Annotated in this window: 23 protein-coding genes, 2 pseudogenes and 2 riboswitches; of the genes and pseudogenes, 16 read left to right on the top strand and 9 right to left on the bottom strand. The window is 36.0% G+C overall.

Going from position 1 to position 23,566, the window contains the following annotated elements; translation table 11 throughout:
* Positions 1-242: 242 nt before the first annotated feature.
* Positions 243-1,235 (top strand): VanW family protein, encoded by a 993-nt coding sequence (locus BFJ97_RS01000; protein ID WP_175401650.1) that lies wholly within the window; start codon positions 243-245, stop codon positions 1,233-1,235.
* Positions 1,236-1,382: 147 nt separating this feature from the next.
* On the opposite strand, the gene BFJ97_RS00995 is transcribed toward BFJ97_RS01000, so the two are convergent.
* Positions 1,383-2,000 (bottom strand): HAD hydrolase-like protein, encoded by a 618-nt coding sequence (locus tag BFJ97_RS00995; protein WP_068982793.1) that lies wholly within the window; start codon positions 1,998-2,000, stop codon positions 1,383-1,385.
* Positions 2,001-2,686: 686 nt separating this feature from the next.
* Positions 2,687-2,812, top strand: a riboswitch (FMN riboswitch).
* 200 nt (positions 2,813-3,012) lie between these two features.
* Positions 3,013-3,138, top strand: a riboswitch (FMN riboswitch).
* A 184-nt stretch (positions 3,139-3,322) separates the two neighbouring features.
* Here BFJ97_RS00995 and ribE point away from each other — a divergent pair.
* The 6 genes and pseudogenes from ribE to BFJ97_RS00965 all read left to right on the top strand — a co-directional run bounded on the left by ribE (position 3,323) and on the right by BFJ97_RS00965 (position 9,430).
* Complete coding sequence (ribE, locus tag BFJ97_RS00990) at positions 3,323-3,961, top strand: riboflavin synthase (protein ID WP_068982792.1); 639 nt, start codon at positions 3,323-3,325, stop codon at positions 3,959-3,961.
* Between the two features lie 26 nt (positions 3,962-3,987).
* A pseudogene (gene ribB, locus BFJ97_RS00985) lies at positions 3,988-4,581 on the top strand (3,4-dihydroxy-2-butanone-4-phosphate synthase); the annotation flags it as partial.
* A gap of 53 nt (positions 4,582-4,634) precedes the next feature.
* Positions 4,635-5,102 carry a 6,7-dimethyl-8-ribityllumazine synthase gene (gene ribH, locus BFJ97_RS00980; RefSeq protein ID WP_068982791.1) on the top strand — a complete coding sequence of 156 codons (468 nt, stop codon included), beginning with the start codon at positions 4,635-4,637 and terminating at the stop codon, positions 5,100-5,102.
* Positions 5,103-5,227: 125 nt separating this feature from the next.
* Positions 5,228-6,673: a spore germination protein gene (locus tag BFJ97_RS00975; protein WP_068982790.1), complete on the top strand. Its 1,446-nt coding sequence runs from the start codon at positions 5,228-5,230 to the stop codon at positions 6,671-6,673.
* 546 nt (positions 6,674-7,219) lie between these two features.
* Complete coding sequence (locus tag BFJ97_RS00970) at positions 7,220-8,524, top strand: sensor histidine kinase (RefSeq protein ID WP_068982789.1); 1,305 nt, start codon at positions 7,220-7,222, stop codon at positions 8,522-8,524.
* Positions 8,525-8,866: 342 nt separating this feature from the next.
* Positions 8,867-9,430, top strand: a complete 564-nt coding sequence (locus BFJ97_RS00965; protein WP_317853390.1) for a histidine phosphatase family protein — start codon at positions 8,867-8,869, stop codon at positions 9,428-9,430.
* A 294-nt stretch (positions 9,431-9,724) separates the two neighbouring features.
* Here BFJ97_RS00965 and BFJ97_RS00960 read toward each other — a convergent pair whose 3' ends face one another.
* Both BFJ97_RS00960 and BFJ97_RS00955 read right to left on the bottom strand, forming a co-directional pair.
* The gene (locus tag BFJ97_RS00960) at positions 9,725-10,129 is read right to left on the bottom strand and encodes a hypothetical protein (protein ID WP_139114357.1); all 405 of its coding nucleotides are present in this window, start codon (positions 10,127-10,129) and stop codon (positions 9,725-9,727) included.
* On the bottom strand, positions 10,083-10,340 hold the full coding sequence (locus BFJ97_RS00955; RefSeq protein ID WP_068982786.1) for a hypothetical protein: 258 nt from the start codon (positions 10,338-10,340) through the stop codon (positions 10,083-10,085). The genes BFJ97_RS00960 and BFJ97_RS00955 overlap by 47 nt, the downstream gene beginning before the upstream one ends.
* Before the next feature lie 435 nt (positions 10,341-10,775).
* Here BFJ97_RS00955 and BFJ97_RS00950 point away from each other — a divergent pair, with 435 nt between their 5' ends.
* The 3 genes from BFJ97_RS00950 (at position 10,776) to BFJ97_RS00940 (ending at position 12,475) form a co-directional block, all read left to right on the top strand.
* A complete protein-coding gene (locus BFJ97_RS00950; RefSeq protein WP_068983471.1) occupies positions 10,776-10,997 on the top strand; it encodes a DUF2829 domain-containing protein in 222 nt (73 codons plus the stop codon).
* A 60-nt stretch (positions 10,998-11,057) separates the two neighbouring features.
* Positions 11,058-11,813, top strand: coding sequence for a 3-oxoacyl-ACP reductase (locus BFJ97_RS00945; protein WP_068982785.1), 756 nt, complete (start codon positions 11,058-11,060; stop codon positions 11,811-11,813).
* Positions 11,814-11,965: 152 nt separating this feature from the next.
* Positions 11,966-12,475 (top strand): QueT transporter family protein, encoded by a 510-nt coding sequence (locus BFJ97_RS00940; RefSeq protein ID WP_068982784.1) that lies wholly within the window; start codon positions 11,966-11,968, stop codon positions 12,473-12,475.
* A 56-nt stretch (positions 12,476-12,531) separates the two neighbouring features.
* On the opposite strand, the gene BFJ97_RS00935 is transcribed toward BFJ97_RS00940, so the two are convergent.
* Positions 12,532-13,875 carry a TldD/PmbA family protein gene (locus tag BFJ97_RS00935; protein ID WP_068982783.1) on the bottom strand — a complete coding sequence of 448 codons (1,344 nt, stop codon included), beginning with the start codon at positions 13,873-13,875 and terminating at the stop codon, positions 12,532-12,534.
* Between the two features lie 3 nt (positions 13,876-13,878).
* Positions 13,879-15,267, bottom strand: a pseudogene (locus BFJ97_RS00930) (TldD/PmbA family protein).
* Positions 15,268-15,526: 259 nt separating this feature from the next.
* On the opposite strand from BFJ97_RS00930, the gene BFJ97_RS00925 reads away from it, so the two are divergent.
* From BFJ97_RS00925 to BFJ97_RS00915, 3 genes are all read left to right on the top strand, one after another.
* Positions 15,527-15,754 (top strand): transcriptional regulator SplA domain-containing protein, encoded by a 228-nt coding sequence (locus BFJ97_RS00925; RefSeq protein ID WP_068982782.1) that lies wholly within the window; start codon positions 15,527-15,529, stop codon positions 15,752-15,754.
* A 187-nt stretch (positions 15,755-15,941) separates the two neighbouring features.
* Complete coding sequence (locus tag BFJ97_RS00920; protein ID WP_068982781.1) at positions 15,942-16,877, top strand: arginine deiminase family protein; 936 nt, start codon at positions 15,942-15,944, stop codon at positions 16,875-16,877.
* A gap of 16 nt (positions 16,878-16,893) precedes the next feature.
* Positions 16,894-18,219, top strand: a complete 1,326-nt coding sequence (locus BFJ97_RS00915) for an amino acid permease (RefSeq protein WP_068982780.1) — start codon at positions 16,894-16,896, stop codon at positions 18,217-18,219.
* Here the strand turns inward: BFJ97_RS00915 and BFJ97_RS00910 are convergent.
* The gene (locus tag BFJ97_RS00910; RefSeq protein ID WP_068982779.1) at positions 18,216-18,983 is read right to left on the bottom strand and encodes a YqcI/YcgG family protein; all 768 of its coding nucleotides are present in this window, start codon (positions 18,981-18,983) and stop codon (positions 18,216-18,218) included. The two genes, BFJ97_RS00915 and BFJ97_RS00910, sit on opposite strands and share 4 nt — an antisense overlap.
* Before the next feature lie 317 nt (positions 18,984-19,300).
* Here BFJ97_RS00910 and BFJ97_RS00905 point away from each other — a divergent pair, with 317 nt between their 5' ends.
* Together BFJ97_RS00905 and BFJ97_RS00900 are read left to right on the top strand one after the other, a co-directional pair.
* Entirely contained in the window at positions 19,301-20,164 is an 864-nt protein-coding gene (locus BFJ97_RS00905; RefSeq protein ID WP_254660091.1) for a GNAT family N-acetyltransferase, read from the top strand.
* A gap of 12 nt (positions 20,165-20,176) precedes the next feature.
* The gene (locus BFJ97_RS00900) at positions 20,177-20,581 is read left to right on the top strand and encodes a GNAT family N-acetyltransferase (protein WP_068982778.1); all 405 of its coding nucleotides are present in this window, start codon (positions 20,177-20,179) and stop codon (positions 20,579-20,581) included.
* 44 nt (positions 20,582-20,625) lie between these two features.
* Here BFJ97_RS00900 and BFJ97_RS00895 read toward each other — a convergent pair whose 3' ends face one another.
* Positions 20,626-21,063 (bottom strand): MarR family winged helix-turn-helix transcriptional regulator, encoded by a 438-nt coding sequence (locus tag BFJ97_RS00895; protein ID WP_068982777.1) that lies wholly within the window; start codon positions 21,061-21,063, stop codon positions 20,626-20,628.
* Between the two features lie 121 nt (positions 21,064-21,184).
* Between BFJ97_RS00895 and BFJ97_RS00890 the strand changes: the two genes are divergently transcribed.
* Positions 21,185-21,772, top strand: a complete 588-nt coding sequence (locus BFJ97_RS00890; protein ID WP_068982776.1) for an NAD(P)H-dependent oxidoreductase — start codon at positions 21,185-21,187, stop codon at positions 21,770-21,772.
* A gap of 43 nt (positions 21,773-21,815) precedes the next feature.
* Here BFJ97_RS00890 and BFJ97_RS00885 read toward each other — a convergent pair whose 3' ends face one another.
* Positions 21,816-22,886 (bottom strand): HAMP domain-containing sensor histidine kinase, encoded by a 1,071-nt coding sequence (locus tag BFJ97_RS00885; protein WP_068982775.1) that lies wholly within the window; start codon positions 22,884-22,886, stop codon positions 21,816-21,818.
* Positions 22,883-23,560, bottom strand: coding sequence for a response regulator transcription factor (locus tag BFJ97_RS00880; RefSeq protein WP_068982774.1), 678 nt, complete (start codon positions 23,558-23,560; stop codon positions 22,883-22,885). Before BFJ97_RS00880 ends, BFJ97_RS00885 begins: the two co-directional genes overlap by 4 nt.
* Between the last annotated feature and the right edge of the window lie 6 nt (positions 23,561-23,566).

Below are 23,566 nucleotides of genomic sequence, written 5' to 3'. Positions count from 1 at the left end.
CTTTTTTTATGCTAAAAATTCTAGTGAGGAATCGAAATTTTATGAGCAAGTGAGCTACCGATAATTATTACATTTCCTTTATAGGTAAGATATGACATGATAGCTGTTCAATACAAACTCCGTCACTCAATTTTGTAAAGTGTTTTCATTTAATAAACAAATAAAAATGATAAAAAGAAACACACTATCAACAATACACGAATAAGATGTCTCTGTAGTATTACGATAGAGGTAGGTGTTTGATGTTGAAGAAAAAGTGGATGGCCATATTGTGTATGATCGGCACAATTGCACTAGTTGGCTGTCAGGGGAAAACGGATGATGAGAAAAAACTCGAACAACAAATTCAAGAGTCAGAGCGAGAAGTTGGGGAATTAAAAAAGCCTGTTAACTTTGAACAACAAACAGAGCCAGTAGTTGTTGAAATTGTGGACCCTTCTACCAAAGCGATCATACACACAATATCACCGAATGAAATGGACTATGAGCGTGATGTACAATCGTATACAAAACAAATTGAGCAATTAGCAAAAGAGTTAGCGAGAGGAAATGAACAAACAGCCGGCTATGATAAGCGTATGATCCTCGATAAACTGGATGATCAAGGAAAAGTAATGGAAGGGAGTCCATTAATTGTTTTAAAAGAAAGTGAATTAGTAGAGAGAATATTAGAAGCATCAGCGACCGGTGGTAAAGTGGAGTTGCCTCTTTATATTACCGAAAGCGGTTATTCTTTTGAAGATATTCCTTATTTAGAAGAAGTAGTTGTCGCATCTTATACAACTTACTTCGGTACCACTGATATAGGAAGAAATAAAAATATTGAACTTTCTGCGGAGGCCATCAATAATGTTATCGTTGGGAGTGGAGATAATTTCTCCTTTAATACAGTCGTTGGACCGAGGGACGAAGCGAATGGTTATCAGCCCGCACCAGAAATCATCAACAAAAAGGTTGTGATGGGTATTGGGGGAGGCATTTGTCAAACGTCTTCAACCCTGTTTAACGCGGTTGATCAAATACTAGTAAAATTTGTAGAACGTCATCACCATTCCTTAGATGTTGGGTATGTTCCAAAAGGAAGAGATGCTACGGTTTCCTATGGTGGATTAGATTTTAGATTCCAAAATACAAGTGACGTTCCATTTTTAATAAAAGCTAACTATAGTAAAAATTCCCTTACTGTTGAGATAAGAACAGCAGAAAAATATGTAGAAATCTTGAAAAAGCCATAGTGTTTTTTTCAAAGAAACTTATCAAGGTTTGCGCGAAGAAAATGAAGTGACAGCGGTATTTTAGGACACCTTAATTTCATTGCCACTTTAATTCTTTCAACAACAAGATGATCATAGCGATTCTTTAGTCGCTATGATCCTTTTAGTTTATATGATGTTTAAAATTTCCTGTGGTGTCGCCACTTTGTACTCGGGTTCCTCTTGTTGAACAACTTCAATAGCGTCATATCCCCAACCAACCCAAATAATAGGCACTCCCACTTTTTTGCAAGCTACAATGTCTCTTTGTTCATCACCAATATAGATAACTTCAGATGGTGTAATGCTTGAATCCTTTAAAAATTTCTTTATCACTTTATCCTTTCCAAAAATACGGTTTGAACAAAGAACATTTGATACACAATGAATGCCGTTCATTTTTAGGAATTCTAAAATGTTCTCCTGTGAATTGGAGGAAATGATAAGGATTTTATAGCCCCTTTGATCAATTTCCATAAGAACGTCTTTAATACCATCATAAAGGTGGACATCATTTAATGATTGACGATACAATCGATAAAATTGTGGTAAAATCATGGGCAATTTATACATGGGGAAGTCAAATAATTTACTACGTTCCGCTATTGACAATTTTTTCAGTGCTTCGATTTCCTTTAACTCTATTCCTTTAAATTTATATTTTAGTGCAAGCGTATTCCATGCTGATGCAAACACTGCTGTAGAATCAGCCAATGTTCCATCAAAATCAAAGATAATATATTTCATGTAAACTTTCTCCTTTATAATCTAGTTGTATAGACGCTTTTTTCTTAAAAATGTTACTAGGAATAGGAAAGCCTATTCTTAATATAATGACATGATTATACAGGATATGAAACAACGTATTGTAAATAACCCTTGATAAGCATTTTTTTCACTAATACTTAAAAATTTTTTCAGGTAAAGGAGAACAAAGCATTTTCTTTGCATGCATCTTAAAGCTAAGGGGGTTAGCATCTGATTGCGGAATTTTCTGATAATTATATTATGTAAAACGCCACGAATTTTTTAATATAATTTATCAGGCGTGTTGATTAGGAAAAAATAGGTTTATTATTGAGTGATTAAAGGATCTTTTTGTAGCTATTTTGCTAATATATTCTCATTTAAACTAGATTGTACTCTGGGCTACTCGAGTGCTTTTGCAGCCTTTGCTTTCGTCGCAGAGCTTAGCTTCAGCCTGGAGCGGAAATCTGCCTCTTTGTATTAATTTGAATGGATAAAATGATTAATCAACACACCTGATAACGTATGCTAATAGGAAAATACCTGTCATCCGTTAGTATTGAGACAGGTACAAACAAATACCCATCCCTTTCTCGCCAAAGCATCAAGAGGTGCAGCCAGTATTTTTTAAAGAATTATCTGGATAATATAATAAAATAGTGTTATCGTAAGAAATAGCTAAATAAAAAATCCTTCGGGGTAGGGTGAAATTCCCAATCGGCGGTGATGAAGTAATTCAAAGTCCGTGAGCGCAAGCTGATTTGGTGCAAATCCAAAACCGACAGTTATAGTCTGGATGGGAGAAGGGTAAAAGTATGAGCTTTTTAAATTCATTTGAATTTACAAGGTTTATTTGAGTATGCTTTTGTTAACTACTTCCCATCATTTAAGTTGGGAAGTTTTTTTTATCTTCATTCAGTAGGTGTTTAGAACACGAATGAAGATAAAACCTCCGGACGCAATTACGCCAAGGCAAATTGATTTATTATTTAGCTAACGAATTGAATAGTAGTATGTTCTTCGGGGTAGGGTGAAATTCCCAATCGGCGGTGATGAAGTAATTCAAAGTCCGTGAGCGCAAGCTGATTTGGTGCAAATCCAAAACCGACAGTGATAGTCTGGATGGGAGAAGAACAGATGAGATGATAGCCTATGGAAAAATTTTGTATCCATTAGGTTTGTTTGTTGACGTCTTATTAATATGAACTCCCAAACCCCTTTAATGAAAGGGGTTTTTTGTTTGAATGAAAATTTTTTATTGCTGAGAGAAGGGACAACCGCTAAAGATTGGAACGCTGAAAGCATAGGAAGTAGGTGGAAAATTGTTTACAGGGATTGTTGAAGATATTGGTACAGTAAAAACTTTGCAAAGCAATCGACAAAGTATGAAAATTACCGTTATTTCATCGAAAATGGTGGAGGATGTAAAGCTCGGGGACAGTATAGCAGTTAATGGTGTTTGTTTAACGGTGATACATTTTAATGAACAGGAGCTAACGATGGATGTGATGCCTGAATCGGTGAAAGCAACAAATTTACAGCAGCTCGCTGTAGGAGATCCGGTAAATTTAGAGCGCGCCATGTCTGCTAATGGACGTTTCGGTGGACATTTTGTATCAGGACATGTAGATGGAGTAGGGAAAATATTGCGTAAGCGAGCATTAGCAAATGCAGTCTATATTGATTTTGAGTTGTCAGAGGAGTTAACGGGCTATTGTATTCCAAAGGGTTCCATCACGATTGACGGTACGAGCTTAACACTTTTTCAAGTCGAGAAGAATAGTGTCACAATAGCACTGATACCGCACACTTACAAGGAAACAATTTTAGGTATGAAGAAAATTGGGGATCTCGTCAATATAGAAACCGATTTAGTTGGGAAATATATTTTGCATCAACTGAAGCGTGGACAGGAAATGCCGACCATTACGAGAGACTTTTTAGCACAAAACGGGTTTTAACTAACACTGAACAGGAGGTGGCGATATTGCTACATTCAATTGAAGAAGCAATAGAGGATTTAAAACAAGGTAAGATGATTGTTGTTGTAGATGATGAGGATCGAGAAAATGAAGGAGACTTACTGGCGCTTGCAGAGTTTATGACACCTGAAACGATTAACTTTATGGCGACCTATGGAAGAGGCCTTATTTGTACACCGATTTCACAGCAACTTGCACTGAAATTAGGCTTGCACCCAATGGTCCGTCATAACACAGATAATCATCAAACAGCATTTACCGTTAGCATAGATCATGTGAATACAACGACAGGAATCAGCGCCTTTGAACGAGCGATGACGATAGAAAAAATGATAGAACCACAAGCAAAGGCTGAAGATTTCCGTAGACCCGGCCATATATTTCCATTAATTGCAAAGGAAAATGGTGTCTTAGAGCGTAGAGGTCATACTGAAGCAACAATTGATTTAGCCAAACTTTGTAATAGTATACCTGTGGGCATTATTTGTGAAATTATGGGCGACGATGGTAGAATGCTACGCTTTAATGACCTCATCAAGTATGCAGCTCAACATCATTTAAAAATGATTTCAGTAGAAGCATTGGCAACCTATCGACGTCAACAAATAATTGAAGAAAACAAACTGACAATATAAAAGAGGAGAGAAGAAAAATGGGTAGAACATTTGAAGCACAATTAATTGGTACGGATTTAAAAATAGCAGTAGTAGTAGGACGTTTCAATGAATTTATTACAAGTAAATTATTGGACGGGGCGTTAGATGGTTTAAAGCGTCATGGTGTGGACGAAAACTCGATCGATGTAGCATGGGTTCCTGGTGCATTTGAAGTTCCTTTCATCGCAAAACAGTTAGCTGAAACAAAGACGTATGACGCAATTATTGGATTAGGTACGGTGATTCGTGGTTCAACAACACACTATGACTATGTATGTAATGAATCGGCAAAAGGTATTGCTAGTGTGTCATTATCTACAAATGTACCTGTTATTTTTGGCATTGTTACAACTGAAAATATCGAGCAAGCAATTGAACGTGCGGGCACTAAATCAGGTAATAAAGGCTATGATGCGGCAATGTCAGCTATCGAAATGGCAAACTTAAAAAAGATGATTAGATAAAGCATTTTGTTCAACATCCTGTATTCTTGAATATTTTTAATTAGTAAGGGAAAAATATGCATAAGTGTATTGATTAATGTACTAATTTGGAGCTGGCTCAGTAGGAGATGAGGAATATTTCGTCAATGAAACAGGAGTTAAATTTGAAATCTTTGAAGGCACTATTTCAACGCTCTGCTGATGTGGTATTCCAAGAATATATCTTTCAGCAACAAAAGGTACATTTAATAAAATGTGAAGCGATCATTAATGAGCGGTTACTACACACCGTTATTGTGCAACGAGTTCAATCACTATTTACTGCATCATCGGATGAAATGTTAGAAGAACATATACAAAATAATTTACACATTCCTCATCTTCAGAAAATATCAAGTAAAGATGATGCCATTACAAAAGTCTATAGAGGACATGTATTACTGTATTTTGAAGATATGAATTTGTTGTATTCAAGTAAGATTGCTAAAAAACCTAATCGGGACATTAAAGAAACAACCCTAGAATTAGTTGTCAAAGGTCCGAGAGATGATTTTATTGAGGATGTTTTTATTAATATTGCTTTATTACGAAAACGAATACCTACTAATTCATTAAGTGTTGAAACTTATGAACTTGGTAAACGTTCCAAAACAACCGTAGCTGTGCTTTATTTAGAAGATGTTGTAAATCAAAAGATGCTCGAGCAAATAAAATTACAGCTACAGCAAGTGGATACGGATATTGTATTTAGTGGAGATTTATTGATGGAAAGAATTGAGCGGAGTGCGAAAATTCTACCTAGACATGATTACACTGGACGGCCTGATTTTGCCTTACAAGCATTAAGTAGTGGGCGTATTCTCATTATCGTTGATGGTGTATCCTATGTCATTATTACTCCTGCTAATTCAATGTTACTATTTAAATCAGCTGAGGATAATGAACAGCCGATTATTGTAAGTTCTATGGAGCGTTCATTACGAAGAATAGCTATCTTTTTAAGTGTACTTTTACCAGGTTTTTGGCTTGCGCTAACGACTCATCATCAAGAGCAATTGCCATTGATTCTTTTAGCGACGGTTGTTGAATCAAGAACGGGGCTCCCATTTCCAACGATTCTTGAAATATTAATGATGCTTTTTATGTTTGAATTATTTCGAGAAGCAAATATACATCTACCCAATGTGATCGGTGGTTCAATAAGTGTTGTTGGGGGATTAATTATTGGAGATGCGGCAATTAAAGCAGGTGTTACGAGTCCTTCCATGATTGTAGTTATTGCTACTTCAAGTATTGCAGCTTTTACACTCGTCAATCAATCTATTGTATCCGCAATGAGTATTTTCAGGATAATTAGTATTGTAGCATCTGCTTTTTTAGGGTTATTTGGATTCTTTATTTCGATGTTCTTCATACTTCTTTATATGGCAAATTTACGAGTATTAGGTGTTGCATACTTAAGTATGGGAGCAGATTTAGATTGGCAGGATATTAAAAAGTCTTTATTTCGTTTATCTATAGACGGATACGGTAAGCGACCAACATTTTTAAAAGTACAGGATAAGTCAAGAACATCTAGCAAAGAAAAATAAATACTTACTTAAACAGAGATCAGGTATTATATGCCTGGTCTTTTCATTTTCCCAATAAGTAAGTGGGTGGTGAATGTCAGATGGTGGTAGCCAAAATCTTCTTGTAATGATAAACTAGGAACAAATATTCTCTTTCGGGAACCGAAGAATCCTTGTTTGTAAAAAAAGTGTAAAATAGTAATTATCTAAGTAATTGGAACGATGCTAATAAGCCGAAGTACAAATCCGCTTGTTTCACTCAATTAGCACGATGAATGAAAGTGATTGAAGTAGGTAACAATGCGTCCAAATCTTTCTGAAACGTCTTGCGAAATTTTTCAATGGGTACGAACCACTAAGGAAGTGGCTAAAAAAAACGAATCGAAACAACTATAAAAAATAAAATTTACTATAGTATAATAGTATTGTTGGTTTGAATTGTTGCAATAGTAAAAAGTATGACAACATGTCACCTTCAGCTAACAATTTTTGTGTTTAATGCGAAAGTCAGCTCAAACTAAATGATTACATCATTATATTTCTATAGATGAGGAAGTACCAGTTTGTATGAAAAACCGAAAAATAAAATTAATTTTAATATTATCAACGATCTTATTATTATTGTTTACTAGTTTGAATATCTATACGTCTTATTTAAAAATGAAGAAGACAGTGGAAGAATCGATAGCAAATCAAAGTTTGGAAGCGGCGATTTCTATTGCCTCTTCAATGGATGTCGAGGTGTACAAACAATTTTTAAATAACCCGCAAAAAAACGATTATTATTGGGAAATACGAAACTACTTAAATGATGCAAGAGAAAAAATTGGTGCATTATTTGTTTATACAGTGGAAATTGATAATCCAAAGTTTTCTACAGCAATGATTATGGGGTTACCTCCCGATTTGACGAACAGTTTCGATATTGGAGGAGTCTGTACGGTTCCTGAGTCGGAAGTACAAAAAGCTTATAGGGGAGAAACCTATGTAACGGAAGTAATACATGATGCTGTTCATGGTGCCTATGTGTCTGTTGGTGCACCGATAAATGATGGAGGGAATATTATTGGATACCTAGGTATCGATATAAGTGCAGATAAACTGAATGGCATTAAAGGGAAAGTGATAGAGGATAATCTTTTTACCTTGTTTTTTAATGGTGTTTTTATTCTAATCGTTATTGGTTCTTTTTTATTTTTACAAAGATGGTATCAAAAAGAAGTGGCGAAGGAAGTTGGAGCAACAGAAGATACATACCAAGCAGAAATTAAAGCTTTAATTACTTCGGTGTCTTCTATAAGGCATGATTTCACAAATCATATACAAGTATTACATGGACTTCTTCAATTAGATAAACCTGAGCAAGCAAAACAATATGTATCTTCTCTTTCTAAAGAGGTTCAAGCTATTGAGTCACTTAAATTAAATATTGATCATCCAGGCTTATCAATATTGTTGCAAACGAAAAAACTAACAGCACAAAATCATACTATCGATATGGATTTTACAATTTCGGACGATGAATTTAATAAAATTAAAACAACAGATTTAATTAAAATTTTGTCGAATTTAATTGATAATGCCATTGACGCGGCAATAGAATTACCAGAGGGTCAACGAAAAATAACAATTTACTGTAATGCAGATGAAACACAGTATGAGTTCAAAATTACAAATACTGGTCCTAATATTGAAAATGTCTCACAAATATTTAAGCAAGGATTTTCTACAAAGAAACCAGAAAATGAAAAAATTAGAGGGCAAGGCTTATTTATTGTGAATGAAATTGTCAATAAATACAACGGACAAATTTCTATCGACTCATCAAAACATTTAGAGACAACAGTAATCGTAAAAATTCCGATAAAGTAAATTTCTAAGAGGCTGGGACAAAAAGAAAAAAAATGTTAGACCGAATGCATTCGGTCTAACATTTTTTTTGATTTAGGAAGGAACACTCTACTCATTGAAGGGAAAAAGTTATTACCTGTTTTCGCTATTTTTCAAAATAATCGAGTTCTGTCCAAGCCTCTTTTTATCTTTATCGATCGAAGTCCGCTACCGGCGAAGTAAGGATTTATTGGCTAATTTAGCTGTTCTACCTGTGGAGTACTGGTTCACAATACGAAAAGCTGTTGCGACTTTCACTTTTACATTTTTTGAGCAATTCATTTCATATAGTACTAATAATCAGAATGGGATTATTGGGGGGAGATGAAGGATTTGGATGAAACAATCCTTGATTTATTGAAAAAAGGTGGATACATTTTGTATGCAAGGCATGGAGAAGCAACGGTCGGTGTAGATCAGCCATATTTAAGTTTTCAAGATTGTTTTACTCAAAGAAATTTGTCTGAAGTCGGGCGAAGGGGGGCAATCTACTTTGGACAAATGCTACGCTATTTACAAATACCGATTAGTTCAACAATTGTCGTAAGTCCTTTTTGTCGCACACTTGAAACGGCACAGCTCGCATTTCCTTATGCGTATGTAAGAATGGATCCCTTTTGGTATGAGATCTATAAATTGGGTAGTAAAATCCCTATCAATGAACAAACGAATATATTATCAAATTTGCAATCCGTGTTAGAAAGAAAGCCGCCGCAAGGAATGAATCAAGTAATTATTGCCCATAGCTTTCCTGAAGGTGTTGGATTAGGGAAAATTTCAAACATGGGAATGGTGATTGTTAAGCCAAAAGGTCCTGGAAAGGGCTATGAAATAGTAAAAAAATTAAGTTTAGAAGATTTAGCGCATTTAGATCGTGAGTCAAGTTAAAGCTGAATGAGGTGAAAAAAATTAACACAGTCTTACAGTGTATAGATAGAGGAAACTTTGAAAGCTTGGAGGAAATTTGTTCATTATGATATTGGCGACTATCGAAAAGCGAGATATTACATCGAGCTTTCACAAATGAAAAGCGGGGAAGATGTAACGAAGCTGGAGGAGTGTTATCACTAGGAGGTTGAATCGCCCAATACTGAACTGTGCGTACGGTGGTGGGAAAGTCTTCTACTCGATTTTGTTTTTTGGCTAAAAGTTTTCACAAGCCACTAATGTGACTTCATTTTATTATTTATTTACTTCAATAGTATGAGTAACATCTTCACCTTGCTCATCAAAATTAGAATTTGTAGGAGCACTCACACGAATTTCGATATTTTTCAAATCCTCAACCTTGGAATTTTTTAAAACATATACATTATAGCCTTCATGTTTTACTTTCCCAAGATAGTTACCCTCTATATGTTCAGATAAAACCATATCAGGCTCTAATTGTTCTTTTGTATTTGTAATGATTACGGCTTGCCCAAGATAAAAATTCATATCTTCAGTAGATGTATTTTCACCACTCATAGAAATAGTTAAAGCATCTACTTCTTCTCCTACAGCTACATCAAATAAATTAGCTGCTTCTTCAGTTTTGGGTTTAATTAATAGCTTCGATATTGTACAGTATTGGCCCAGATTGCCCACGGATGCCTAATTCTTTGTTAGTATAAGTATTAATGGCTTTTAAATTTGCATTTTCTTGTACGTCATCTTTTTCCGATGAATCATTAGTTTTATCTGTTGACACAGATTTTTGTGTTTCCTCTTTTGACTTTTCTTCTTTGGCGGCATCATCTCCACAACCAGCCAATCCTAAACTTAATACGAATGCTGCACTAAAAATTAATTTTTTCATTTTATAATTCTCCCTGTATATATTTCCATTTTAGGTAATATAGAGGTAAAAGTACATACGAAAAACAGCTAACTGTGATTTGTTCTGTTAAATTAGTACCTGTCCTAAATGTTCAATGGCAATGCTACTGGCAAAGTAATAAACAAGGAGAAGCTAAAATTTGTTAAAACGAGAAAAATGAAATGATTGGAGAATGACAACGTAGAAGATCGTCCACACTTTATCGTAAGCATCACAGTTAACTTTTTAGTAAGCGATTCAGCCCCAAGCAATTTGATGGTCAATGAGGCTAACAGTGGCGATGGAGCAGCTGCAGATGAAGAAAAAAATAGATTCCTACATGCAAAAAGAAATTTAAGCTATATAATTATTTTTTTTATAGTAAAATTATTATGGATAGTTGCTAAGTATTTGATAAAAAAGGATGAGTGTTATATGACGTTTGAAGAGATATTACCACGCTTAAAAGCAGGAGAAAAAGTAATTCGTGAAGGTTGGGGCGGCGCAGAATTATATGTCAAGCTTGTTGGGCAAAGCGAGCATGATGGTGAAACTTTAAATCCGTATTTTTTAATTAATGTACGTGGTGAGGGCTACACAATGTTTACACCGACAGTCTGTGATTTGTTAGCGGAAGATTGGATCATTGTCAATTAATCCAAAGAGAAGCCATCTCAAATGAGGTGGCTTCTTGTTTATTTTTTGAGGAGAGATGTTATGAAGTTTGAAGAATATAAGGGTAAGACGGTATTTGTAACGGGGGCTGCTTCAGGTATTGGACAGGCTCAAGCTAGTGCATTTTTAGAGAATGGAGCAAACGTATTCGGTTTTGATTTGGATGAGCAAGGGTTAATAACACTACATCAGCAATATCCTCATCATTTTGCATATAGAGTAGGTAGTGTATGTAATATGAACGATGTTGAGCAAGCATTTGAAGCCGTAGTTTCAATATTTAAACAAGTAGATATTTTATTAAATACTGCAGGCATTTTAGATGGCTTTGCAAAGACGCTTGATACAGATGAAGCGCTTTGGGATAAAATCATGAATACGAATGTAAAGGGCACTTTTTTTGTGACGAATACGGTATTACCTCATATGGTAAAACGAAAATCAGGCATAATCGTCAATATGGCATCTATTGCAGGGCTTGTGGCTGGTGGTGGTGGAGCTGCTTACACAGCGTCTAAACATGCGATTGTTGGTTATACGAAGCAGTTAGATTTAGATTACTGTCGTGAGGGAATTCGTGCCAATGCCATCGCACCTGGAGCCATTCAAACACCAATGAACAAGGCTGACTTTGAAGGGGACGGAGAAATGGCGAAATGGGTAGCGAATGAAACGCCTGCAGGTCGCTGGGCCCAACCAAGTGAAGTGGCGAATCTCACACTTTATTTAGCTAGTCAATCGGCTGATTATATACATGGTGCAATTATACCGATTGATGGTGGCTGGCTTACAAAATAAGATTGTTCATTATTAAATTCTTCTGCTATAATACGCAAGTAAGCAAAAATTAGCTTGCACTACGGCACTTCAGATAGGGCGAAATGCTCTCTTCCTTTGGTCGTAGTTATGACTAAAATAGCGGATGTGCTATTTTACAAAGGAGAATAAAATTGAATACATCTATTGTAAAAGATTCAAGCCGTACTTCTGTAAGTGAACTTACAAAGACGGCACTTGTTGCAGCTTTATATGTGGCTGTAACTGTTTTATTGTCAGTTATTAGTTTTGGGGCAGTACAGCTACGTTTGTCAGAGATGTTCAACTATTTGGCATTGTACAACAAGCGATATGTAGTAGCCGTGACATTAGGAGTAGTACTTGCAAATTTCATGTCACCAACATGGATGTTAGATGTACCTATTGGTGGTATTGGGACATTTCTTGTATTAATTCTTTGCCGAAGAGTAACGAAAAATATAACAAATGATATTGTGAAAATGGTTATAACTGCATTGATTTTTGCTGTATCAATGTTCACCGTTGCAGGACAATTAACAATCCTCTATGATCTTCCGTTTTGGGCAACTTGGTTTACGGTTGGGGTTGGGGAATTGCTGTCAATGACTGTTGGTGGTGTGACTATTTATTTATTAAATAAAAAAATCGATTTATCGAAATAATTTAAACACAAAAAAAGCAAGTCACCTTGTAATAAAAGGGGACTTGCTTTTTTACATTATTCAACTGTTACAGATAGTTCCTTCACAAGGAGGGATGAGGAGCCATACCCATTTGGCAGGAAGTAAAGCTCTGAGCTAGTTTCTTCGATATTGTTTAAGAAATCAAAGAAGTTTCCGGCAATTGTCATTTGTTTCACAGGCGAAGCAATTTTACCATCTTGAATATGGAATCCTTGTGCCGCGACAGAAAAATCGCCAGAAATTGTATTCGTACCAGAGTGAAGTCCAGATAATTTAGTAATAAGTACTCCTTCAGATACCGAGGCAATTAACGCCTCTTGTGATCGCTTACCTGGTGAAATATATAAATTTTGGGGTGCGATTGATAAAGTGCCCTTGTAAGAATCTTTATGCGCATGCCCACTCGTTTCGCAGCCTTCCTTCTTTGCCGTTTTTCTATTATGCAATAGTGTTTGCAGTATTCCATCTAAAATGATCGCCTGCTCTTTTGTTGCAACACCTTCACCATCAAAGCTTGCTCCAGACAAAGCTTCAGGGTGGAATGGGGCATTAAGCAATGTAAAAGTATCTGACGCCACTTTTTGTCCGACTTTCCCTTTTAATAAAGATTGGTCCTTTTGTGCATTTTCAGCTGACAGAATAGGCATAAAAATACTTAGTAAAGAGGCTGTCGCATCAGAGCGTAGGATGATTGGATATTTTCCAGATGGAATCGACTTTTCGCCTAGATTCGCAAGTGCTTCCTCAGCGGCTGCTTTTGCAATTTCATCTGCATTGAGAGAATGAAAATCACGTGTCATTTTTAAATAACTACCCGTTTTCAGTTCCTCGCCTTCTCTGACAACTGTAGACAGGAAGATTACTAAGCCGTTCTCCTTATGCGATAAGGATAGGTTTTTACTATTCGCTAATGAACGTTCAGTGCTATATTCTTGAAGGAAACAATAATCTAGCGTTACAATACGAGAATCATACGCACGAATTTTTTGTTCAATTAAACGAAGGAGTTCTATTTTTTCAGGAATTCCAATAGTCTCTAATTCCTCATTGTAAAATTCATAGGACGTGTATTCATTACTGCCTTCAAAAATATCTATGCACTCATCTTCATCTAGAACATCTGCATTTGCTTTTGCACTATCGATTAAAAAGGACATCGAATCATCGTCTAATTTTTCCGTATAGGCGTAACCCAATTTTCCGTTATACAGCCCACGTAGACATAGACCCCCATCCTCAGACGTTTCATAGCTATCAATTTGTCCTTCATAAAGCATACACTGAAAAGAGTTTTTTCGTTCAAAATATACTTCAGCTTCTTTAAAACCGGCCTTTATCGCCTTATCTAGAAGTTTTTCTTGATATTCTACAATGTTCATAAATTATTCCCCCTTCGTTCCTCCAACTGTTATTTCACTTACGCGAATCATTGGCTGGCCAACATTGACAGGAAGACTACCACTAATAGATCCACACATACCTGCACCGTGCGCAAGATTATTACCAACACGATCAACTAGCTGTAAAGTTCTTGCCCCGTTGCCTATAAGTGTTGCACCGCGTACAGGACGATCGATTTTTCCATCCTTAACTATATAAGCTTCCATAACCGCAAAGTTATAGTCACCAGTCGAAGGATTTACTTGCCCGCCGCCCATATATTTTGCATAAATGCCATATTCGGTTGATGCAATAATTTCTTCAGGTTTAGAACTGCCTGGAGCGATATATGTGTTTGTCATTCGGGATGTTGGATTGAAGCGATAGGATTGGCGACGAGAAGAGCCGGTTGGTTCAGCATTCATACGGCGCGCATTAAATTTATCAATCAAGTAGCCTTTTAAAATACCATTTTCAATTAAGATGTTTTTTCGTGTTTTTTCCCCTTCATCATCAATGTTAAGGGAACCCCATTCGTTTGGAAGTGTGCCATCATCAATATATGTAACAATTTCAGGGGCAACTTTTTCACCAATACGATTTGCAAAAACGGAATTGTTTTTCGCGACAGCTGTTGCTTCAAGACCATGACCACATGCCTCGTGAAATATAACACCACCAAATTCATTATCAATGATGACTGGGAATTTACCGCTAGGACATTCATCGGCATGAAGCATAGTGACTGCAATCCGTGCAGCTTCACCAGCATAGTGCTCCAGATTTAGATTTTCGATAAATTCAAAGCCTGCATGTGCACCAGGACCATAGAAGCCCGTTTGCATTTCTTTGCCCTCGGAGGCGGTTGCCTGGATGGCAAGTCGACTATGAATGCGCGTATCTTCTACAAACTTCCCTTCTGAGTTGGCGATTAAAACATGCTGCTCTTCGTCAAGATATCTTACTTTAACTTGATTGATGCGTTCATCATAATTTCTAGCAATGTCATTAGCCTGTCGCATGATTGTTGCTTTTCTAGCATGCTCCACACTGTTTGGTAGAATGATAATGTTATGAATTGGCGTAATAATGTCTTTTTTCAGTGGTTGGATCGTTCCTGTAGTACCTCCTTTAATGGCAAGTGCTGCTCGTTTTGCTGCTGCTAGTATGCCTTCCTCTGAAAAATCATTTGTGTACGTATAGATGCTTTGAAGTCCAGAAAAAATGCGTATACCAATGCCGAAATCACGTCCTGAAATGCTTTGTTCAATTTTTCCACTTTGTAATGTTAATTAATTGACAAATTTATCCTCGATAAAAACTTCGGAAAAATCACCACCTGTAGAAAGTGCTGCTTCAAGTACATTTTCAATTACTGAATGTTTAATCATATTTTCCCCTCCTTTTCTTGATTATACTAAATGATGGAAAAATTCGAAAATAAGAAACATTCAATTTTTTTGCGGATTATATTCCAAAGGAAACATTTTATGATTTGATGAAAGTGGTGTATGGATTACTGAGGTATTGGGACATTGCGGGTGGATGAAAAGGGTTAATCAACACACCTGAAAAATTATCATAAAAAAATGGAATCATAATTACCTTTTTAAACCAGACTAATTGGAAAACAAAGTAGAGGATGATGACATGCAACAACAGCAATATAATGCAGGGGATATTGTTTACATTTTTTATCGTGATCCCCAGATTGAAGATGTAGCAAATATCCAGGAAGCGAAAGTGGTGAACAATCCGGATCATCCAAATGAACTAGGACTATTTCTATTAGAGACGTATTATCCGATAACAAACGATATTCTAATTTATACAAGCGAAATGGATGCCGAGCAAGCTTATCATCAGTATTTTCATTGAAGGTGGAAGAAGAGGATATTATGGAGCTCTTACAGCTAAATGCAAAAAATTTCCCTAAAAACAAAACATGAATTTTTCCTTAAAGGCACATCTTTTAGAAAGGTGTGTTTTACTTTTTTAGGTGCTGTATAATCCCATACTCGCTGGTAACGCTAACAAAGATAGTCATGAGAGGGGAGAATACATTATGGATTCATTCCAAGTAAATTGTTGGTCGGAGCATGATGAACTTAAGGTTGTTATGCTTTGTGCACCTTCAAAATTAGATGTACCAGATTTAACAATAGCTGAAAATGTAGGATGGGATGCTACTGTCAATCATGTGAAAGCAATGGAGAATTTCATGGAATTTAAGACAGCCCTAGAAAATGAGGGTGTCCATGTTATTGATTATTCGAAGGAGCTAACAAATGAAGAGAATATAGTAAGTGAGCAGCTTATTAATCGCTACTTTGTGCGCGATCTTGCCTGTGTTATAGGAAATAGTATTTTCCTTGGAGAGGCAGGTAGTTCGTTAAGGCGTCCAGAGTATCCACATGCGCACTCATTATTAGAAAAGTGGTTTCCAGAAAAAAAATTAAAAGTTCAACAACCTTCTACTGCTTTAGAATGTGGGGATGTTCTCATTTTAAATAAGGATGCCGTGCTTATTAATATTGGAATGAGGACAACGTTAGAGGCTGTGGAGAGTATCAAGGATCGTATTTTCCAAGAAGGATTTTCGGAAATTGCACTCATTGATTTGCCGAGACGCTCCGATACACTTCATTTAGATATGAATTGTAATGTAACGAACGCTAATCTGCTCATAGCTAAAAACTTTATGCGTTATTTTCCTGTACACGTCTTCACAGCTCAAACTAGTCGTTTTGAAATGACAGAGCAATTTTTAAAGCACCATGGCTTTGACGTTTACTTTCTTGAAAAATATAATACAATCCCTGATATCAATTTTATTAATCTTAATCCCGAGACACTGTTGATTAGTAAGCAAGCAACGAAGCAACACTGGACGAGGCATCCATTATTGCAAAAAAAGAATTTGATAGAAGTTGATGTCACAGAGCTTGAAAAAGGCGGTGGTGGCATTCGTTGTATGACATTGCCATTGTTAAGAAAGTAAAGGAAGGTTGATCAAAATGACATCTAAAACAAGTAAAGGGAAGTTGTCTTGGTGGCAGCTTTCGCTTCTTGGTATAGGTTGTACACTTGGAACAGGTTTTTTTCTTGGGACAAGTATGGCCATTCATAAAAGTGGTCCTGCTGTTGTGATTCCTTTTTTGTTGGCAGCGATTGCTACGTACATTGTCTATGACGCTCTTGTTAAGATGTCAGTTGAAAATCCGGACAAGGGTTCGTTCCGTACTTATGCAAAGCAAGCTTTTGGCAAATGGGCAGGATTTAGTAATGGTTGGATTTACTTAATTTCTGAGATGCTTATTATGGGGAGTCAATTGATGGCACTTGGTATTTTTACAAAGCTTTGGTTTCCAACGCTTCCATTATGGGTGGCCGCTTCTATTTATGCTGCACTTGGATTGGCCGTTATTCTTACTGGTATGAAGGGCTTTGAAAACTTTCAAAATATTTTTGGTGCGTTAAAGGCAGCTGCGATTGTGATGTTTATTGTAGTGGCTGTTCTATTAATCATAAAAGGGATTAACAATGATTCAACTACATTGGATTCTTTGCATGCAAACTACGAAGAATTTTTCTCACAAGGTATTAAAGGGATTTGGCTTGGTTTGTTATATGCTTTTTATGCATTTGGTGGAATTGAGGTAATGGGTTTAGTGGTCGTAGATTTAAAAAATCCTCAAGAAGCACCGAAAGCTGGAAAAGTGATGCTTATTGTCATAACGATCATTTTCTTAATGGCTATTATGCTTGCCTTAATGCTAGTTTCTTGGAAGGATTTTAATATGGAGGAAAGTCCATTTATTACTGCCCTTCGTGATTATCACATTCCTTTTGTTGCAGATATTTTTAATGGCATTTTAATTATTGCCGGTTTTTCAACAATGGTAGCATCCTTATATGCGGTCGTAACGATTCTCATTACACTTGCAGAAGATCATGATGCCCCAGCTTCACTGGCTAAAAAGGGAAAAATGAAGGTTCCATTTCCTGCTTTGCTCTTTCTAGCCAGTGGTTTAATCATTACAATTGTTATTGGTTTCCTCATGCCAGAAAAGATTTTTGAATATTTGATGACAGCTGCAGGGCTCATGTTAATTTATAACTGGCTCTTTATATTAGTAACATATGCGAAGCTAATGGAGCTATCGAAGTGGGATCATGTAAAAAATGCTATCGGGATGTTGCTCATTGGTGTGACAGTGTCTGGAACGTTAGGGGAAAAAACTAGTAGACTCGGGTTTTTCGTGAGCCTGCTTTTTATCGTCATAATAGGAATTGCCACTTGGATTGTGATGAAAAGGCAAAAACATGATAAACATGTTTAATGTTCTTCGTTGTGTGATGAGGGCAGAGAATTTTGCATACGTAAAAAAGGACATTTCGAAGGACTACGGTGATCATCACTTAAAAAATATTGCTTCCATTCATAACTATCTTCGTGCCCATACCATTTCAAATCAGGATGAGCTGGAATGGCATCATATTCAGAAATGCGTTGACGAATTAGATTTTTTAATTTCCGACCAAATACAGTAGAGTCATTGATTTCATCAAATATCCAGCGGGGTTGAAATGCCATTAATAAAGTAGAAAAATAACGGCTCTTTCGCAATTTATGGGCTGGCGTTGCACAAGAGATAAAATAAGGTTGACCGTTAAAACAAAATTCCCATTCATGATGCGATGGGTCAGTTGGAATTTCCTCTGGCCAATCGCAATCATCAAATTTAGTTAAATTGTTTAAAACCAACCAAAACAAATTTCTATAATCTTCAATATCGACGTTTTCCAGCATATCGTCAGGGGTTTTAAAGAAAATGGCGAGGGTTGTATATTTTCCAAATGTTTGCGAGCATTTTCCGTATTCCTTTAAGCATTGTGCTAACGTCTTTATCGATTGCTCTTCCCGTGGATCTCCGATAAAACTATAACGAAGATGGTTTGATAAAAAACCTGTTCTAGCTGGGATACAGGGAAAAGTATTGGCTTCATCTCCAACCGTGGCAGCGAAGTCTGTATATGCTGACTGTTGCCATAATGGAAGTGTTTTAAAATGTTCTTCTATCCACTTCTTGTCTACTACTTCCATTTGAGTCTCCTCCTTCTATACATCTTTATATTATTAAAAAAAGTGCAGATGAGTGACGATGTATGGGTAATAATGTTTTCTAAATAGCGAAAATAAGGCTTATCATCGTAATGTGTGGTTGATTGGAGTGAAGGCTAGGCGTTTGTAAGGAGTCGCCCAGCCTTTTCTAATTTTTGGTGATAAGCAAATTAATAGTTTCAATTTTATTGATAATAGAAAACATGATTAATGATATGATAAAGTTCTAATATTTCCGTTATTTAACATAGAAATTAAATTGAAGGTTGAAGAAAAATCAATGAAAGGATGTTAGGCATTTGAATTCATCTACTATAAAATTAACAAATCGCATGTTAAGGATCAAAAAAAATGCAGAAAAAGAAGCTTCCTCTTCACAACATAATATGTTATTACCAATTCATTTTCTACTTGCTTGTTTAAAAGAAAAAGAGGGGGTCCTTGGCGAAATAGTATTAAAATGTACTATAGATGAAACTTCTTTAAGAAACTTGGCTAATGAGTTTGATCTAAAATCAGACAAGCCAGTTACAAGCCATCATTTATTTAATGTTCCGATAACAAAGGATGTTTTAACAGTATTGGAACAAGCAACTAGCTATATGCATAACTATAACCAGGTTTATTTAAATGAAGGTCACTTGCTGAAAGCATTAATACGGGCGAATATGCTTGAGGAATTCGTTTCAGAAGAAGATATGAAATTGATTTTAAAGCTTGGTACCACATCAAGAGATCTGGTTACTCATCTTAAAAATTACAACTTCCCTAAAGTGAATTCTACTAATATTCGTAAAGTCAATCGTGATGATAAGAACAAGCTAATCCAATTTGTAGAAAGTCATTTTTCACAAGAGTGGTCAGAAACAATTAATAGTGCATTTTTAAGTACTACACCTTCCGTATATGTAGCTTTTGATGGTCAGGGAGATCTTGTTGGATTTGCTGCATTTGACGTGTATCAAAATAAAAAATGTTATTTTGGCCCTATGGGTGTAGCGAAATCGAATCGAGTGAAAGGGATAGGATACGCTCTACTTCATCATTGTTTAAAAGATATGCATGATATTGGGTATGAATATGCAATCATTGGGGGAGCAGGTCCAATCGAGTTTTATGAGAAAGCTTGTCATGCTGTCGTCATTCCTGCTACCAACATTTAAAGGAGATACGTTATGAATATCGTTCAAGCAAACACTATTTCTCCAATTATTAGAAAGCTACTTTCTTTTGCAACGTCGGATGAAAAAGTTCTACAAGTGTATGAAAAATATATCCTTTTATCGAATAGGACATTATATAGCTTCGAAGTTGAGGGTGAAACAGTCGGTTGTATTGGGATAGAACAAATCAGTTTATCAAAATGTGAGATTAAGCATATTGCCGTCTTAGTAAATCAAAGAGGAAAAGGCATTGGCAGTCAAATGATTAATTTTGTGGCAAATGAGTACACATCTATCGTTGCTGAAACAGATCATGAGGCAGTAGATTTTTATCGACGCTATGGTTTTTTCATAACTAGTCTAGGGGAGAAATACCCGGGTGTAGAACGCTTTCTATGTCAATATACTAAACAGTGAAAGAACCTGCAATGCTTTTCCTAATGAAAGCATGCAGGTTCTTTTTATAGTTTTGGCTGAAAGACCTTTTTGTTAAGAATGTTTAAAGCATCTTGAATGTCCTCTAAATCTTTCTTCGATGCATGTTGTATTAGTTGTTGAAAGCGCTCTTCTATACAGGCAAATGCTTCTTTCATCATTTTTTCTCCATCTGCTGTAAGGCAAACATAATGCTTTCTTCGATCTTCGGTATCAATCATTTTTTCTACTAGCTTTCTTTCCTGTAATTTTCGTAATTCACGGCTTGTATTAGGTAATGACATATGCTGACAGTCACTAATTTCGGTAGGTGTGACTGGTTGGCTTACTTTTATATGTTCAAGAATTTTATATTGTACTGGGGTAATATTGTCGATTTTAACGTCTTGTGTTAATTCGTGTGTTACTTGGTGTACAGCTGCTGTAAATGCTACAAACTGATCGAATAATTCTTTTTTGTCCACACTTGTTCACCTCTTACTGACAAGATAACAAAAAACTTATCTTAAAACAATTATCATTTGACAACTAAAAATAGAAAGTTTATTATTTCGTTATCAAATGATAAGTAATGGAGGCTATATAATGAACACATTAATTATTTATACATATCCGAATCATAAAAGTTTGAATTATGCTTTTTTACAGGAGGTTATGAAGGGCTGTAATGACAATCCTTTCATAAAGGAGATTCAAGTATTAGATTTATACGAGGAGCAATTTGATCCGCTTTTAGTATTCCATGAACATAAACGCCGTCGTGATATGTTTCGTGATCCAAAGCTTGAGAAATATCGAGAACAAATAAGATGGGCTGATAAAATCGTTTTTGTTTATCCGATATGGTGGGGAAGGCCACCAGCAATGCTTCTAGGGTATATTGATCAATTGTTTGCGGCCAATTTTGCGTATAAAGATAAAAAGGGGCTATTTCCAGAGGGGCTTCTAAAAGGAAAATCAGTGGTGTGTATTTCCACAATGAAGGGGCCAACAAAATATCCTCTATTATGGCTGAATAATGCTCATAAAATAATAATGAAAAGGGCGTTATTTAGTTTTGTTGGCATTAAACAAGTGAAGTTTTTTGAATTTGGTAATATGGAAAGTAAAAAGGGGAGACAAGGTAAAAAACTTGAAAAAGTTTATCAGTATTTTAGAAAAGTAGCTTACTAGATTCTTTGTTTAATAGACCCGTGCCAGACGAAGAAAGAAGCTATTATTCGTTTGCACGAGTCTGATCTGTCTGCAATGGCAATGTGACAAAAAATGTTGTAAATTCAGCAAGCTTGCTTTCGACAGTGATTGTTCCGTTATGCATATCGATAATTTTTTTGACAATGGATAGCCCTAAGCCACTTCCACCATTAGCAGCTGTCCTCGATGGGTCAGCCTTATAAAATCGCTCAAATATATGTTTTTGCTGTTCTTCTGTTAGACCAATACCATTATCATGAACAGCAATAGTAATCGTATTGACTTGCTTCGTCATAGATATTGTAATGGTGCCAGTAGCGGGTGTGAATTTAATGCTGTTGCTAAGTAAATTCATCCATACTTGATTCAATAAGTCTTCATCAGCCATAGCCGAAATGTTTTCTAATTGAAGATCCATCTCTATATTTTTAGCTAACCAATTCGGTTCAAGTGCTAGCACTACATGGCGTAATTGCTTATCGAGTCGGTAGTGCTTTGGCTCGAATGGGTGATGCTGTGATTCTAATGACGTTAGCTTTAGTAAATTGTCACTAATTTTCGATAAACGATTACTTTCCATCTCAATAATTTCTAAATAATGCTGTCGCTTATCCTCTGGGAGATCCATGTTTTTCAATGCTTTCGCAAAACCATTAATAGATGTAAGGGGAGATTGGATTTCATGAGATACATTCGAGATAAATTCTTGTCTCATTCTTTCTAATTCGCCTAATTCGACCGCCATATGGTTGATACCATGTATTAATTGACCGAATTGATCTTCATTTGTTTTAAGGTCTAATTTTACAGTAAAGTCACCTTTAGCAAGTCGGCTTAATGCATCTACAACCGTATCCCAATAGTTTCGCTGTTTATTTAGTCCAATTAAAAAGAGAATAATAATAGTGCAAGTAAAGAGAACAAATACGCCAACTACAGTCCATAACTGAAGCCAAAAACCTTGTGGATGTTTACCTAACCAATCATAAATCCACGAAGTGATGTGGAATGAAATAAATGCAAATATGATGTTAACGATAAGAAGGATCGTTAAAGATAATAAAAGCTTTAAAAAGTATTTTAGTCTCCTCATGAAACAAGTTCCAATCGATAACCTAAGCCACGAATTGTGCGAATAACAAATCCACTTGTTTCTTGTGGGAAACGTTGACGAAGCCTCTTAATGTGAACATCGACTGTACGTTCATCACCTTCATAGTCATATCCCCAAATTTCTTCAATGAGTTGTTCGCGTGAAAATGTTTTCCCAGCATAGCTTGCTAAGGCAAATAATAATTCAAATTCCTTTAAACGAAGTGTAAGAGATTTCCCATTATATACGATTTCATGTGTATTGCGATTTAACTTTACATTGCCAGCCTCCACAAGTTGAGATATGGAAATACGGTATCTTTTAAGTATAGATTTTACACGGACGATTAACTCTGCTGGCTCAAATGGTTTCACAAGATAATCATCTGTTCCAAGATTAAAGCCCTTTACCTTTTGTGAGGTTTCTCCCTTTGCGCTGAGCATCAGTATGGGGAGATCATCGTTAAATGAACGTATTTCTTCACATAATTCCCAGCCATCCATTTTTGGCATCATAATATCCAATATGATCATATCTACTTTATCAGAAGCTAATTTGGACAGTGCATCCACACCGTCCGTAGCCTCAATTACCTCTAAGCCTTCATTTTGTAAAAATATCTTTATTAATTCTCGAATATGCGCATCATCATCTACAACTAAAAGTGTTGTCATGCTAAC

The organism is Lysinibacillus xylanilyticus (assembly GCF_001708185.1).
Classification (GTDB): Bacteria; Bacillota; Bacilli; order Bacillales_A; family Planococcaceae; genus Lysinibacillus; species Lysinibacillus xylanilyticus_A.
The sequence above is the reverse complement of the archived record's forward strand: the minus strand, read 5'-3'. Positions and strand labels throughout refer to the sequence as shown.